Here is a 12,620-nt window from a genome sequence, read left to right on the forward strand (position 1 = left end):
GCTATTTCCTCCATTTCAATATTTCAAGGATTATTGAAACGTGGATGAACGTCAAGCCCTGATCGCCTTTGGAGCGTTGGCGCAGGAGACGCGCCTGCGCCTTCTGCGACTGCTGGTGGTTGCCGGGCCGGATGGCATCGCGGCCGGTTCGCTCGCCGAACAGACCGAGGTTTCGCCCTCCAACGTCAGCTTCCATCTCAAGGAACTGGAGCGCGCCGGCCTGGTCACGCAGCGGCGCGACGCGCGCTCGATCATCTACAGCGCCGAATATGAAGCGATGTCCGGGTTGGTCCGGTTCCTGATGGAGGATTGCTGCTCGGGTCGTCCGGAAATCTGCGCGCCCGCGCTGGCTGCACCTTGCTGTCAGCCCGGCAAAGGGACCCGGCAATGATCATCGAGCCGATCGACGCGAACGATCCGGCCATAGGCAGCATGAAAACGACACCCTTCAATCTGCCGCGCCGATTTGTTGCCGAAGCTCTGGGCACAGGCTTGCTGGTCGCAACCGTGGTCGGTTCCGGGATCATGGCCGAGACGCTGACGCATGACGCGGCGTTGGCGCTGCTCGGCAATACGTTGGCCACCGGCGCCATGCTGGTGGTGTTGATCACCATCCTCGGCCCGATCTCGGGCGCGCATTTCAATCCGGCCGTCTCACTCGTGTTCTGCTTGAGCCGCACGCTGCCGGCCCGCGATCTGCCGGCCTATCTGGTCGCGCAACTCCTGGGCGGCATCGCCGGCACGATCGTCGCGCACCTCATGTTCGCCCTGCCGGTTCTGGAGATCGCGACCAAGCTGCGCGCCGGGCCGGCGCAATGGTTCTCCGAAATGGTGGCCGCATTCGGCCTCGTCGCGGTCATTCTCTCCGGAGCCCGGTTCGAGCAGCGAGCCGTGCCATGGCTGGTCGGGCTCTACATCACCGCCGCCTACTGGTTCACCGCCTCGACATCCTTCGCCAATCCGGCCGTGGCGTTGGCGCGTTCGCTGACCGACACCTTCTCCGGCATCCGGCCCATGGATCTCCCGGGCTTCATCGTCGCCGAGCTGCTTGGGGCCTTGATCGCGCTGGCGCTGATGGGCTGGCTGCTGCGGCCGGGGATCATTCCGCAATCCCAGCCACGGAAGGCACAGTCATGACGGTCACGATCTATCACAATCCCGCCTGCGGCACCTCGCGCAACACGCTCGCCATGATCCGCGCCAGCGGTGAGGATCCGGTGGTGATCGAATATCTGAAGACGCCGCCGAGCCGCGAGCGGCTGGTCGCGCTGCTCTCGGCGCTGGGCATGGCGCCGCGCGAGCTGCTGCGAGAGAAGGGGACGCCTTATGCCGAGCTTGGCCTCGCCGACCCCAAATGGAGCGACGACGAGCTGATCGATTTCATGCTCGCCCACCCCATCCTGATCAACCGGCCGATCGTCGAGACCCCAAAGGGCGCAAGGCTATGCCGGCCTTCGGAGGCGGTGCTGCCGCTCCTCGACAATCCGGTGCGCGAGTTCGTGAAGGAAGACGGCGAGAAGCTCCAGGAAAGGAAGTCGGTCTGAGGGGTGCCGCGCGAGAGATCAGGCTGAGCGGAACCGGCGCTGGGCGCTTTCCGCCCGGCTGCTCAGGCGCACTCCCTCAGTTCGACCACTTCGACGCCGAGGCGGAAGGCCTGTCCGTCGGCGTAGGAGCGCGCATATTGCTCGGCCTCGAACGGGAAAATCACCGTGGTGCCGTAAGCGGTGACGCGCACCGTCCACTTCTGGCCCTTGACGAGTTCAACCCCGTGAAGCTTCGCCGTCACCATCTCACCCTCCTCAGTCCCGGCATGCTCGCGACGTGAAAGATAACGTCGCAAATGTCATTTGAGTACAAATAATCCGACCGAATTGTGGTCGCTGGCGTCTCGATTCCGACATTCGGGCGCTTGCGTCCGTGAAATGGATCACTGTCGGGCGAGAGTTCTTGTGCCAGCGGCGGCCGATTGGGGTGGTGCCGACATGCTCGGAAGCGGAACCGGAGCAACGGCAAGGGGGTTGACGTCACTGATTGCAAAGGAGGTTGCCATGATCCGCAAGCTGAAGTCCGGCGAATACCGTCTCTATTCGCGCAAGGTCGATCCGAGGACCGGGAAACGCAGGAATCTCGGCACGTTCAAGTCGCGCGAAGCGGCCGAGAAGCATGAGCGCGAGGTGCAGTACTTCAAGCGCCACTAGTTTCCCGGCACGACGACCGCAATGGGGATTTCACCGGTCGTTTCGGTGAACCATCGCAAACGTTCGCAATTGGCCGAAGCCTTTCGCGCCGTCGTCATCCTGCGGGCGAAGCAAGGATCGAAGCGACGCGCACAGACCCCCTCTCGTGACTTCGACGCGCTGCTGCAGTGCAGAATTCTGCTCCGCTCAATCCCTCGGCAAAGGTCCCGACGGGGATCCCCGGGTCTTCGCTCCGCTGCGCGTCGCTACTCCAGACGATGTTGAAGAAGCTCTAGCCCGAGAGACCGGCAGCCTCGGAGGCCCTTTCCTTTTCGATTTCCTCGGGCTCCTTGCTGTCGATTTGCGCGATGTCGTTGCGCGCGTTGCCGGTCGCCCGGATCAACTCGTCGAGCTTGGCCTGCAAGGCCTGGGTGTCGCGGTGCTCGGCCCTTTGGATGAGCAGCGTCATCGCCCACGTCACCAGTGTGGCAATGCCGTGCCAGTCCAGCGTCTCCGGCTCGAACACCAGCCAGCCTAGCGTGAATGCGCCGAGGATCAGGAACGCCGAAGGCCTCGACGTCATCGTGCCGATCTCGGTCAGCGCTTCCCGGATACGATTCCTGGCCATCAGGCCGAACGGCGAGGCCGCGGGGCGGTTCCAGCATCTGGCCGATGCTGGTCGGAGGAATTCGCCGGCGGCAGTCTCCGCTGGCGGTATTTGCGCATCATCTTGACGCTCCTCGTGTCGACGGTGATCCGTCCGAGCACCTGGATCGTGGTGCGGCCGAGATCCTCGTCGACGTGAACCACTTCGCCTTCGAACTGCAGCTTGTCGCCTGGCTTGGCATTGGGCTCGACGATCGAATAGGTGTGGCAGTCGGTCGGAATGGCGACCGTCACGCGGTCCTCGACGCGCTCCGTCACCGTGGCGATCACCGCCACCCTGTCGCCAATCTCCACCGGCCGTGCCATCGGGCGTACGCTCCACGTCTCCGCGCCGCGAGGGGATAGGTCGGCGCCGTTCAATTAACGGCGAAGCCGCCGCTTGGTTGCGGCCTGTTGCCTGGGCGTGGCGCTGCGGGTCCGGTCCATGCGTCGGGCAGCGCCGCAGGGTTGGGCGGCAGGCTCTTGCGAGATCCTGCCCTGGGGGATAGGATGAAGTCATGACGATACACAGCTCCCATCCCGATATCATCGCCCGGCTCAAGCGCGCGCACGGCCATCTTGCGGCGGTGCTCACCATGTTCGAGCAGGGCCGATCCTGCCTCGATCTCGCGCAGCAGCTTCACGCCGTCGAGAGCGCGGTGAGCAATGCCAAGCGTGAACTGATCCATGACCACATGGAGCACTGCCTGGTCGACGGCGGCGAGCCGACCAGGGAAACGCTCAAGGAGCTGAAGCAGCTCACCAAATATTTGTGAGGCTGCCATGCCGAAAAAGCTTCTGGACTGGCTCGGCTTCGGCCCGCACGGCCACGACCACGGCCCACACAGCCACGGCAGCCACGGCGATGGCCATCGTGGTCCGCATGGCCACACCCACGGCGTCATCGACGCCACCATCGCGACGACCGATCGCGGCATCTGGGCGATCAAATGGTCCTTTGTCATCCTGGCGGTCACCGCCGGGCTGCAGGTCGCGGTCGTCGTGGCGTCGGGCAGCGTGGCGCTGCTCGCCGACACCATCCACAACATCGCCGACGCGACCACCGCCATACCGCTTTGGGTCGCCTTCGTGCTGGCGCGCCGCAGGCCGACCAGCACCTTCACCTACGGTCTCGGCCGCGTCGAGGATCTGGCCGGCATCGTCATTGTGCTGATCATCCTGGTCAGCGCGATTGTTGCCGGATACGAGGCGATCGACCGCCTGCTCGACCCGCGGCCGGTGCGTTTTCTCGGCTGGCTCGCCGCGGCCGGCTTCATCGGCTTTCTCGGCAACGAGGCGGTGGCGGTGCTGCGCATCCGCGTCGGCCGCCAGATCAACAGCGCCGCGCTGGTCGCCGAAGGCTATCACGCCCGCACCGACGGCCTGACCAGCCTCGCCGTCGTCATTGGCGCGATCGGCGTCTGGCTCGGCGTCCCGCTTTCGGACCCGATCATCGGCCTGCTGATCACCATCGCCATCTTCGGCATCGTCTGGCAATCGGCGCGCTCGGTGCTCACCCGCATGCTGGACGGCGTGGAACCCGGACTTGTCGGCGAGATCCACCACGCCGCCGAACATGTCGCGGGGATCGACAGGGTTGTCGAGGCGAAGGCCCGATGGCTCGGCCACAGGCTGCATATAGATGTGACGATTGCCGTCAACGACGGGCTGCTGCTGGCCGCCGCCAACAACATCGCCGCGTCGTTGAAGGTCGAGCTCTTTGCCCACATTCCCGGGCTCGCCGTGGCCACGGTCCGCTTCGTCGAGCCCCAGCCCGAAGGTGGCCATCATCACGCGCCGGACCCGTTCCTGGTCTCGGGCAAGCTCGCCAGCGGGCTGTTGGAGATCATCGACACGCCGCAGGGCGAGCGCATGCGGCTGCGCCTGTCGCGCCATGCCGAGGGCCTGCAGGCGAAGGTCGCGATCGAGCGGCCGGGCGGCGCGGTGGAGCGCCTGCCGCTGTCGCCGGTCGGCGGCGACCACCACCATCTGCAGAGCCTCGTCGCCCCGGCCGAGCCGCACGCGTTCAGCGCCAGGCTGCAGCTTGCCGCCGGCGGCGACAGCGAGGACCTGCCGTTCGCCATGTCCGAGCCGCACGGCCATCACCACGAGCATCAGCATGGATGATTGAGGCGCTGTTTGGGGCTGCCCGTCGTATCCGGCTGGTCCGTTGCAGAGGGCTTACTGGACCGGCGCGTGGGCCATGATGAACTTCAAAGCGTCGTCGTAGCTGTTGAAGTCGTCGATATTGGCGGCGAGAGGCTTGTATTCGCCGCTCACGGCCCAGACCGGCTTCTCGCCGGAAGAACTGAGCAGATAGAAAAACGCAAAGCACTTTCCATCGGCCCAGACGAAGTACAGCTCTTCGTCCCGAAAGATCTTTTTCACGGTGATCATGGATTGCGCGCGGCCACAGCGCGATGCCTTAGGTTGAGGGCCTCCTTGTAGCGCGACGCGCCGCAAGAGTCCAATCGGGCTTAGGCGACCCTGTCGGCGATCACCAGCAGGCACGTCCGCGAACAGCCGGCCTGAATGGATCGATTCACTCAGTCCAGTTTCGTCAGCCGGTGGAAATTCGCTCTGACCCGTCGGCTTGCAGGTCTGACTGCCGCAACCAAGGCTGCCTTGCCGGCGGCGCCGTTGAGCAGGGACGGGCTGCGGCCAGAAAAAATTTCCGGCCAGAACCGCAATGCGGAACGGAAAAGGGTTACCTGCGCGGCGTATAGTCCCTCAGCGCATGCGAGCGCTTTCTCGCTGATGGCGCCCGCCGCTTCCACGCCATTGGGGGCGCTGCTGCCGGCATCCAGGGCAATCATCGGCAGGCGCATCATCACTACGGCCGGGGCCAGCATAAGGTCGCTGTAGAGCGAGGCTGCGTTTCGGACGTGACGTTTCCTGCGCACCGGCATGAGGACTCCTGCTTCGAGCGATATCGCCGCTCCAATACGCGCCAGGCAGGAGTTTGTTCCTCTGTGTGCAGAAACGGGATCGGGCAGCCGGCCGCGACGGGCAATCGCTAACGGAACGGAAACGCCTCGCTGCTATCGTGTCATGTCGGGCTGAGATGCTGAGCCCGCCGAAGAGTTCCGGGATGCGTGCGACATGACCACCTTTCCCCGTATCGAGCGCCGTCTTCACTCGCGTGAATTCGTGATGAAGGAGGCCACGATCGTCACCGGCGAGGCCAGGATCAGGTGCTCCATCCGCAACCAGCACGAACACGGCGCCGAACTGCGCGTCGGCCCTCAGGTGGAACTGCCGGATCGCTTCACGCTGATCGTCCCTGACGACGACGCCGCCTATCGCGCCGTGGTGCGCTGGCGCCGCAACGAGCGCGTCGGCGTGCAGGTCTTCAGCAATTCGATCAAGAGCTGACGCGCGCAATCAGTCGTCGCGAGCCTCAAATCGGAATGCTCGCCTCCAGCTCAGTCGCGATGCTCTCTTTCGCGTCAGTCGCGATGCACTCTTTCGTTTCAGTCGCGGTGCTCCGGCATGGCCTTCAGCTGGTCCTTCGTCCAACTGGTGACGGCGTGGACGTCGCCGTCCTCGTCGCGCATGAAATCCAGCTGGCTGGCGCTGACGGCGACGGGCTTGGCGCCGATGCCGAGAAAGCCGCCGACATCGATGACGACCCGGCTGCCATGCAGGTGGTCGACGGAGCCGATCTTTTCGTCGTCGGGGCCATAGATGGTGGCGCCCTCGAGGATGTCGGGGGTGAGTTCGGCATTGGTCAGCCTGACGTGGTTGGTGTGGTCCATGGTGGTCTCCTGTGGGTTAGACAGGAGGAACCTCCCACGGCGCCGAGGGTTCCCGCGCGCTCAATGCTGTTCCCTTCGCCTGGGAGCGAACCGCGGTTGCGACGCTATAGCCTCTTCCGGGCCCTGAGGTTACGCGCCGCCTGCTCGATCGCGGCGCGGTCGTTGCCGAGCCGGTCGAGCAGCTCCTGCGCTTCCTCGCTGCTGATCCCGGTGTGCATGGCAAGCGCCTCCACGGTCAGGATGTCCGAGCTCGACAGCTCGCCGGTCTCGGGCAGCGCATCGCCCGCGGTGAGCGGCAAAGCCGCCTCGCGGTCGATCTCCGCCTCGGCCTGATGCCAGTGCCGCTCGTGGTCGCCAAGGATGCTGCCCTCGCGCTGCCAGATCTCATAGGCGCGCTGCCTGATCTTCTCGGTCCGATCGTCTTCCATGGCCTTGTCCTCCTTGCGTTGTCCATCAACGCAGGGCGAGGCGGAACGATCCGTGCCATTGCACACGGCGATCGGCTGCTTGGAGGATTTGAGGAGCTTACATGCGTGCCCGGGCCGAGGTGGGGTCGTAAGGCGAATCGGCAATGACCTCGGCGACCTTCCACTCTCCCAGCACCGCGACGTCGAGCTTCGTTCCGGGGTTGGAGAAACGCTCGGGCAGCACGGCCAGCGCCACATCGTACCCGAGCGCGTAGGCGTAGCCGCCCGAGGTTATGCGCCCGACCAGCTCGCCGCCGATGTAGAGACCCTCGGAGGCAAGCGTGCTCGCGCCGTCGGTTTCGATCTTGAGCGTGACCGAACGGCGCTGGTCGTTCCTGTCCTTGTATTTCAACACCGCCTCGCGCCCGACGAAATCGCCCTTGTCCAGGCGGATGAAGCGTTCCAGCCCGCTCTCCAGCGCGTTGAGCTCCGGGTTCATGTCGCGGTACATGGCGCGGTACGACTTCTCCAGCCTGAGCGATTCCAGCGCATGCAGCCCGACAAGCCGCATGCCGTGCTTCTCGCCCTCCGCCAGGATCGCGTCCAGCAATTGCCGCTGGTACGCCATCGGGTGGTAGAGCTCCCAGCCGAGCTCGCCTTCATAGTTCACGCGCAGCAGCCGCACGTCGCTGGCCAGAGCCACATTTCCGGTCTTGACGCCGAACCAGGGGAAGTTCGCGTTCGAAAGGTCGATCTCCGTGAGGGGTTGCAGCACTTCGCGCGCCTTGGGCCCCACGACCGTGAAGCAGCCGCGGTCGTTGGTGACATTCTTCAAGGACACGCTGCCGTCGGCGGGAAGCAGCTTCGAGAGATCGTCGAAATTCCAGCGCTCCGCCCTTGGCGTCGAGATGAGGTAGAAGCTGTCTTCGCTCAGCCGCGCCACCATGTATTCCGCCTGCACGCCGCCGCCGGCCGTCAAATGGTGCGCCAGCGTCGCCCGGCCGATCGCGGGCAGGCGGTTGGCCAGGATCCCGTCGAGCCATGAGGCCGCGCTCGGCCCCGACACCTCGAACTTGGTCATCGGCGTCATCTCGACCAGGCCGACGGCGTTGCGCACCGCCAGCACTTCCTCGGCGACAAGGTTCCCCTTCGGCGTCCAGCGCCAGCTGTACTGGTCCTTGGCCTCGACGCCGTCGCGCGCGAACCAGTTGGGCATCTCCCAGCCGTTGAGCACGCCCCAGACGGCGCCAAGCTCGGTCAGCCTGGCATAGGAGGGCGCGGTCTTCTGCGGGCGGCAGGCGGGCATGTCCTGTCCCGGATATTTCTGCTCCGCATGCGTGCCCCAGGCCTCGCGCACCTTCTCGCGCGTCCAGGCCTTGTTGGCATAGTCGCCGAAGCGGCGGGGATCGAGGTCGGAGGTGTCGAGGCTGTTGCCGCCTTCGACGATCCGCTCCGACAGGTAATAGCCGATCGCGCCGCCCCACAGGATGCCGCCGGGCACGCCCTCGGCCAGCCAGACATTGGTCAGGCCCCAGGCCGGTCCCATCAAGGGAAGCTCGTCCGGCGTCATCTGGAACGGCCCGCGGACATTGGCCTTGAGGCCCACGCGGCCCAGCGCCGGGATCAGCTCCAGCGCCTGTTCCCAATTCCACGACACCGCCTCGAAATCCTCTTCGACCAGATCGGCGCCGAACCAGGCGGGAACACCGTTCTCGGCGAACAGCTTGAGGTTTTCGGTGCGCTCATATGGCCCGAACATCAGGCCGTCGCCTTCTTCGCGCAGGTAGCCCTCGAAACCCTCGTCGCGCAGGATGGGCATTTCGGGACGCCCCTGCCGCTTGCGCTCCACCACCTCCGGCACCGCTTCGGTGATCCAGTACTGGTGCAGGATCGGGATCGCCGGAATTTCAAGCCCCAGCAGCGCGCCGGTCTGGCGCGCGTAATTGCCGGTCGCGCAGATCACGTGCTCGCAGGTGATGTCGCCCTGGTTGGTCTGCACCAGCCACTCGCCGCTCGGCGTCCGCTTGAAGCCGGTGACTTCGGTGTTGAGATAGATCTTGCTGCCGAGGTCGCGCGCGCCCTTGGCCATGGCATGCGTCACGTCGGCCGGCGCGATGTGGCCGTCATCGGGGTGATAAAGGGCGCCGAGCATATGGTCGTTGTTGAGCAGCGGGCACAACTCCCTGGCTTCCGCGGGTGTCAGCAACTGCGCCCGCGCGCCCTGGACGTCGGCCACGCTCATGTAGCTCTTGAATTCGTCGAACCGGTCCCTGGAATTGGCGATGCGCAACTGGCCGCATTTATGCCATCCGACGGGCTGTCCCGTCTCCGCCTCGAGCCTTTCGTAGATCTCGATGGTCTTCCTTACCATCCGGCCGACATTGATATTGCGCGAGTAGGACGGGACGAGGCCCGCCGCATGCCAGGTCGAGCCCGCGGTCAGCTGGGTGCGCTCGAGCAGCGCCACGTCGGTCCAGCCGCGCTTGGCCAGTCCATAGAGGATACCCGCGCCGACACACCCGCCGCCGACAATCACCACTCTCGCATGTGCTTGCATCGAGCCACCAAGTCCAGATCGTTTCCAAAAAAGCGCCGCCGAAGCTACAGGCGACGAATGAACCTGTAACGTTCTGAAAAACTAGGGGTGATGATAAACTGGGCTTATGCAGTGTTCCCGCATCGCGCCCCGCCAGCGCTCACTGCGCGGACACATCCTGCGCCGTCTCGTCCTTGAACTCGACCTTCGTGCCCGGCTTCACCATGGCCGCGAGGTCCTCAGCGTCCCAGTTGGTCAGCCGGATGCAGCCATGCGAGAAGCTGGTGCCGATCTTGCCGGGTTCGGGCGTGCCGTGGATGCCGTAGCTGTCGATGGAGAGATCGATCCAGACCGAGCCCACCGGATTGTTCGGTCCCTTGGCGATGGTGAAAGGCTCCTTGCTCTTGACGCCCTTGAAGGCGAATTTCGGATTGTAATGATAGGTCGGGTTATGCACCACCCGCTTGATCTCAGCGCCGCCGCTCGGCGCCGGTTTCTCCTCGCTGCCGATCGAGGCGGGATAAACCGCGACCGCTTTGCCTGACACGTCGAGCACGCGCACCAGCCGGGATGCCTTGTCGACCTCGACGGTCGCAATCTCCGCCGGTGGGTCGCCGCGCCCGACGTCAGGCACGACCAGGCTCGCGTCGGCCTTCCTGAAGCCGGCGCGGGGATTGAGCATGCGCAGCAATTGTTCGCTGACATGGAAACGCTCGGCCAGCCGCTCGCGGGCGTTGCGATAGCCGAGCCGCTTGAGGCGGGCCATGCGCTCCAGGCGCGTGGGAATGCGCCGGGTGAAAGGCCCGCGCACATCCTTGGCCGTGACCTCATAGGTCACCAGAACCGGCTCGGTTGAGCCCGCCGTCAGCTTGTCCCAGGTCTCCCTGGTGAGCTTGCCGTCCGAAGGCAGGCCGTTCGCCGCCTGGAAGGCCGAGACGGCCTTGGCAAAATTGTCGGAAAGCCGGCCGTCGATCAGGCCCGGTGAGAAGCGGGCGCGGTCGAGGAGGATCTGCGCCTTCAGCAGCATCGGATCGACGCCCTTCGGCTCGCCGTCGCTGAATTGCGCCTGGTTGACCGTGTCCAAGTCCAGCCTGGCGGCCTGGCTTGCGCCGCACGCGAGCACCAGCGTCACCATAAGCGTGAGAATGAGCCTGACCATCGCTGTCGATCCCGAGACAAAAACTGCAACAAGAACCTGTCTCTAAGACGCGGCACGGCCAATGTTGTTCCTGAGCCAAGTGTCCGCCAAAACATACAATTTCGCTAAAATGCCCGGAACCGACAGCTGGCGCGGGGCTTGATTAGCGATTCCTGGAGTCGCGCGTATGAGTAGCGGCAAAAGCCGGCTTTCGTTCATCGAGTTCCAGTCGCCCACCCTGGTGGAGAAAGCTCCCGAAGACGGCGAATGGCTGCACGAGATCAAATATGACGGTTACCGCACCCAGCTCATCGTCGAGGGCGGTTCGGCGCGTGCCTTCACGCGCCGCGGCTACGACTGGTCGCATCGCTACAGGAGGATCGTCGAGGCGGCGGCGCAGTTGAAGGCGGAGTCGGCGATCATCGACGGCGAAGCCGTCGTCTTGGGCGACACCGGCCTGCCCGACTACCAGGCGCTGGAGCGGGAACTGGGCAACCCGAACTCGCCGCGGCTGATCTTCTACGCCTTCGACCTCATGCACCTCGATGGCCGCGACCTTCGCCAGCAGCCGCTGGTCGAGCGCAAGGCCGCATTGGAGAAGCTGCTCTCGGACACGGCGCCGACGCTGACCTATGCCGAGCATCTGGCGGTGAGCGGCAAGGACATGTTCGAGCATGCCTGCCGGATGGGCCTGGAGGGGATCGTCTCCAAGCGCGCGGATGCCGCCTATCGCTCCGGCGTCCAGCCGAGCTGGGTCAAGGTCAAATGCATCAAGAGCGACACCTTTCCGATCGTGGCTTTCGTCGAGAAGCTCGGCGCCAAGCCGCGCCGCATCGCGTCGCTCTACATCGGCAGGCGCGACGGCGATCGCCTGCTTTATGCCGGCAAGGCCAAGAGCGGCTATACGCTTGAAGTGGCGCGGCGCGTGCGCGAACGCCTCGATCCGCTGATCGTCGGCGAGTCGCCGCTGACCGAGCCGATCATCAAGCCGAAGGCGACCTGGGTCAGGCCGGACGTGCTGGCCGAGGTGCAGTTCAGCGGCGTGACCGATCGCGGCATTCTGCGCGAAGCGGTGTTCAAGGGATTGCGCGAAGACTTGGTGTCCATCCCGCCGAAGCCGCCGGCGCCCTCCAGGCGGCGGGCGGGCCACGAGCACGGCGTCCCGCGCGAGAACATCCTGCAGTTGCTCCCCGACGCGGTCGCGCCTTCCAGGGAAGATCTCGCGCGCTACTGGGAGCGGGTTGCCGACCAGGCGCTGGTCCATCTTGCCCGGCGGCCGCTGAAACTTGTCCGCCATGCCTTCGGCGCCATCTTCTATCACAAGGGGACGCTGCCCAGCATTCCCGCCGCGGTGCACCAGCTGCGCGTGCAGAAGCGCGAAGGCGGGGAGGGCGTGCGGGTCTGGGTCGACGACCTTGCCGGCCTGCTCGGCCTCATCGAGATGGATGCCGTCGAACTCCACCCCTGGAACGCCACCGTGGACGATATCGAGCATGCGGATCGGATCGTTCTCGACCTCGATCCCGGCGAGGGCGTCGGATGGGATGAAGTGATCGAGGCCGCGCTGGCGCTGCGCGACATCATGGCGGCGGCCGGCCTGGAGAGCTGGCCCAAGCTGACCGGCGGCAAGGGCATTCACCTGATGGCGCCGCTCGGCACGAAAATGACCCACGACCGCGCCCGGCACATGGCAAGATCGCTGGCGCAATGTCTCGTCGATGCCGATCCCGAGCGTTACCTGCTGTCGGCCGATCCGGCAGCCCGAAAAGGCAGGATCTTCATCGATTATCTGCGCAACGGACGCGGCAACACGGCAGTCGGCGCCTTCTCGCCGCGGGCGCGGCCCGGCTTCCCGATCGCGCACCCTGTCGCCTGGACGCAGGTCGAGCGCGGCATCCGGCCGGACGCCTTCGCCATGGACCATCCATTCAGGGCGGCTGCCCGCAAGGCGGCGTGACA

At 65.2% G+C, this 12,620-nt stretch carries 17 protein-coding genes; 8 read left to right on the top strand and 9 right to left on the bottom strand.

The genetic code is table 11. The features are described from left to right. The first annotated feature begins 40 nt into the window (after window positions 1-40). Genes EN818_RS10815 through arsC form a run of 3 tightly spaced genes read left to right on the top strand, consistent with a single transcriptional unit; the run spans window position 41 to window position 1,544 of the window. Window positions 41-391, top strand: a complete 351-nt coding sequence (locus EN818_RS10815) for a metalloregulator ArsR/SmtB family transcription factor (protein WP_095808855.1) — start codon at window positions 41-43, stop codon at window positions 389-391. Window positions 392-432: 41 nt separating this feature from the next. Beyond that, window positions 433-1,137 (top strand): MIP/aquaporin family protein, encoded by a 705-nt coding sequence (locus EN818_RS10820; RefSeq protein WP_095808948.1) that lies wholly within the window; start codon window positions 433-435, stop codon window positions 1,135-1,137. Next, on the top strand, window positions 1,134-1,544 hold the full coding sequence (arsC, locus tag EN818_RS10825) for an arsenate reductase (glutaredoxin) (RefSeq protein WP_095808856.1): 411 nt from the start codon (window positions 1,134-1,136) through the stop codon (window positions 1,542-1,544). Before EN818_RS10820 ends, arsC begins: the two co-directional genes overlap by 4 nt. 62 nt (window positions 1,545-1,606) lie before the next feature. On the opposite strand, the gene EN818_RS10830 is transcribed toward arsC, so the two are convergent. Beyond that, on the bottom strand, window positions 1,607-1,789 hold the full coding sequence (locus EN818_RS10830) for a hypothetical protein (RefSeq protein WP_245420625.1): 183 nt from the start codon (window positions 1,787-1,789) through the stop codon (window positions 1,607-1,609). Window positions 1,790-2,048: 259 nt separating this feature from the next. Between EN818_RS10830 and EN818_RS10835 the strand changes: the two genes are divergently transcribed. Continuing rightward, window positions 2,049-2,198, top strand: a complete 150-nt coding sequence (locus EN818_RS10835; RefSeq protein ID WP_095770090.1) for a hypothetical protein — start codon at window positions 2,049-2,051, stop codon at window positions 2,196-2,198. Between the two features lie 271 nt (window positions 2,199-2,469). Here EN818_RS10835 and EN818_RS10840 read toward each other — a convergent pair whose 3' ends face one another. Together EN818_RS10840 and EN818_RS10845 are read right to left on the bottom strand one after the other, a co-directional pair. After that, complete coding sequence (locus tag EN818_RS10840; RefSeq protein WP_095808857.1) at window positions 2,470-2,805, bottom strand: low affinity iron permease family protein; 336 nt, start codon at window positions 2,803-2,805, stop codon at window positions 2,470-2,472. Beyond that, on the bottom strand, window positions 2,805-3,149 hold the full coding sequence (locus EN818_RS10845) for a hypothetical protein (RefSeq protein ID WP_129552852.1): 345 nt from the start codon (window positions 3,147-3,149) through the stop codon (window positions 2,805-2,807). The genes EN818_RS10840 and EN818_RS10845 overlap by 1 nt, the downstream gene beginning before the upstream one ends. 191 nt (window positions 3,150-3,340) lie before the next feature. Between EN818_RS10845 and EN818_RS10850 the strand changes: the two genes are divergently transcribed. Both EN818_RS10850 and EN818_RS10855 read left to right on the top strand, forming a co-directional pair. Next, complete coding sequence (locus EN818_RS10850) at window positions 3,341-3,598, top strand: metal-sensing transcriptional repressor (RefSeq protein WP_095808859.1); 258 nt, start codon at window positions 3,341-3,343, stop codon at window positions 3,596-3,598. Window positions 3,599-3,605: 7 nt separating this feature from the next. Then, the gene (locus EN818_RS10855) at window positions 3,606-4,949 is read left to right on the top strand and encodes a cation diffusion facilitator family transporter (protein WP_095808860.1); all 1,344 of its coding nucleotides are present in this window, start codon (window positions 3,606-3,608) and stop codon (window positions 4,947-4,949) included. Between the two features lie 54 nt (window positions 4,950-5,003). Here the strand turns inward: EN818_RS10855 and EN818_RS10860 are convergent, their stop codons facing one another. Continuing rightward, complete coding sequence (locus EN818_RS10860; protein WP_095808861.1) at window positions 5,004-5,219, bottom strand: hypothetical protein; 216 nt, start codon at window positions 5,217-5,219, stop codon at window positions 5,004-5,006. A 149-nt stretch (window positions 5,220-5,368) separates the two neighbouring features. Next, window positions 5,369-5,731 carry a hypothetical protein gene (locus tag EN818_RS10865; RefSeq protein WP_095808862.1) on the bottom strand — a complete coding sequence of 121 codons (363 nt, stop codon included), beginning with the start codon at window positions 5,729-5,731 and terminating at the stop codon, window positions 5,369-5,371. A gap of 193 nt (window positions 5,732-5,924) precedes the next feature. Between EN818_RS10865 and EN818_RS10870 the strand changes: the two genes are divergently transcribed. After that, entirely contained in the window at window positions 5,925-6,197 is a 273-nt protein-coding gene (locus EN818_RS10870) for a PilZ domain-containing protein (RefSeq protein WP_095808863.1), read from the top strand. A 98-nt stretch (window positions 6,198-6,295) separates the two neighbouring features. On the opposite strand, the gene EN818_RS10875 is transcribed toward EN818_RS10870, so the two are convergent. From EN818_RS10875 to EN818_RS10890, 4 genes are all read right to left on the bottom strand, one after another. Beyond that, entirely contained in the window at window positions 6,296-6,580 is a 285-nt protein-coding gene (locus EN818_RS10875) for a photosystem reaction center subunit H (RefSeq protein ID WP_095808864.1), read from the bottom strand. A gap of 104 nt (window positions 6,581-6,684) precedes the next feature. Beyond that, on the bottom strand, window positions 6,685-7,008 hold the full coding sequence (locus EN818_RS10880; protein ID WP_129552851.1) for a DUF2934 domain-containing protein: 324 nt from the start codon (window positions 7,006-7,008) through the stop codon (window positions 6,685-6,687). Window positions 7,009-7,105: 97 nt separating this feature from the next. Next, the gene (locus EN818_RS10885; protein ID WP_095808865.1) at window positions 7,106-9,544 is read right to left on the bottom strand and encodes an FAD-dependent oxidoreductase; all 2,439 of its coding nucleotides are present in this window, start codon (window positions 9,542-9,544) and stop codon (window positions 7,106-7,108) included. 139 nt (window positions 9,545-9,683) lie between these two features. Further along, window positions 9,684-10,682, bottom strand: coding sequence for a L,D-transpeptidase (locus tag EN818_RS10890; protein ID WP_095808866.1), 999 nt, complete (start codon window positions 10,680-10,682; stop codon window positions 9,684-9,686). A 166-nt stretch (window positions 10,683-10,848) separates the two neighbouring features. Between EN818_RS10890 and ligD the strand changes: the two genes are divergently transcribed. Continuing rightward, the gene (ligD, locus tag EN818_RS10895; protein ID WP_095808867.1) at window positions 10,849-12,618 is read left to right on the top strand and encodes a DNA ligase D; all 1,770 of its coding nucleotides are present in this window, start codon (window positions 10,849-10,851) and stop codon (window positions 12,616-12,618) included. Window positions 12,619-12,620: the final 2 nt, after the last annotated feature.

It is taken from the genome of Mesorhizobium sp. M3A.F.Ca.ET.175.01.1.1 (genome assembly GCF_004791945.1).
In the GTDB taxonomy this organism is placed as follows: domain Bacteria; phylum Pseudomonadota; class Alphaproteobacteria; order Rhizobiales; family Rhizobiaceae; genus Mesorhizobium.

Excerpts from the sequence above, each read along its gene's own strand:
- EN818_RS10820 (WP_095808948.1), top strand. The coding sequence starts at position 433 with ATGAAAACGACACCCTTCAATCTGCCGCGCCGATTTGTTGCCGAAGCT.
- arsC (WP_095808856.1), top strand. The coding sequence starts at position 1,134 with ATGACGGTCACGATCTATCACAATCCCGCCTGCGGCACCTCGCGCAAC.
- EN818_RS10830 (WP_245420625.1), bottom strand. The coding sequence starts at position 1,789 with ATGGTGACGGCGAAGCTTCACGGGGTTGAACTCGTCAAGGGCCAGAAG.
- EN818_RS10835 (WP_095770090.1), top strand. The coding sequence starts at position 2,049 with ATGATCCGCAAGCTGAAGTCCGGCGAATACCGTCTCTATTCGCGCAAG.
- EN818_RS10840 (WP_095808857.1), bottom strand. The coding sequence starts at position 2,805 with ATGGCCAGGAATCGTATCCGGGAAGCGCTGACCGAGATCGGCACGATG.
- EN818_RS10845 (WP_129552852.1), bottom strand. The coding sequence starts at position 3,149 with ATGGCACGGCCGGTGGAGATTGGCGACAGGGTGGCGGTGATCGCCACG.
- EN818_RS10850 (WP_095808859.1), top strand. The coding sequence starts at position 3,341 with ATGACGATACACAGCTCCCATCCCGATATCATCGCCCGGCTCAAGCGC.
- EN818_RS10855 (WP_095808860.1), top strand. The coding sequence starts at position 3,606 with ATGCCGAAAAAGCTTCTGGACTGGCTCGGCTTCGGCCCGCACGGCCAC.
- EN818_RS10860 (WP_095808861.1), bottom strand. The coding sequence starts at position 5,219 with ATGATCACCGTGAAAAAGATCTTTCGGGACGAAGAGCTGTACTTCGTC.
- EN818_RS10865 (WP_095808862.1), bottom strand. The coding sequence starts at position 5,731 with ATGCCGGTGCGCAGGAAACGTCACGTCCGAAACGCAGCCTCGCTCTAC.
- EN818_RS10870 (WP_095808863.1), top strand. The coding sequence starts at position 5,925 with ATGACCACCTTTCCCCGTATCGAGCGCCGTCTTCACTCGCGTGAATTC.
- EN818_RS10875 (WP_095808864.1), bottom strand. The coding sequence starts at position 6,580 with ATGGACCACACCAACCACGTCAGGCTGACCAATGCCGAACTCACCCCC.
- EN818_RS10880 (WP_129552851.1), bottom strand. The coding sequence starts at position 7,008 with ATGGAAGACGATCGGACCGAGAAGATCAGGCAGCGCGCCTATGAGATC.
- EN818_RS10885 (WP_095808865.1), bottom strand. The coding sequence starts at position 9,544 with ATGCAAGCACATGCGAGAGTGGTGATTGTCGGCGGCGGGTGTGTCGGC.
- EN818_RS10890 (WP_095808866.1), bottom strand. The coding sequence starts at position 10,682 with ATGGTCAGGCTCATTCTCACGCTTATGGTGACGCTGGTGCTCGCGTGC.
- ligD (WP_095808867.1), top strand. The coding sequence starts at position 10,849 with ATGAGTAGCGGCAAAAGCCGGCTTTCGTTCATCGAGTTCCAGTCGCCC.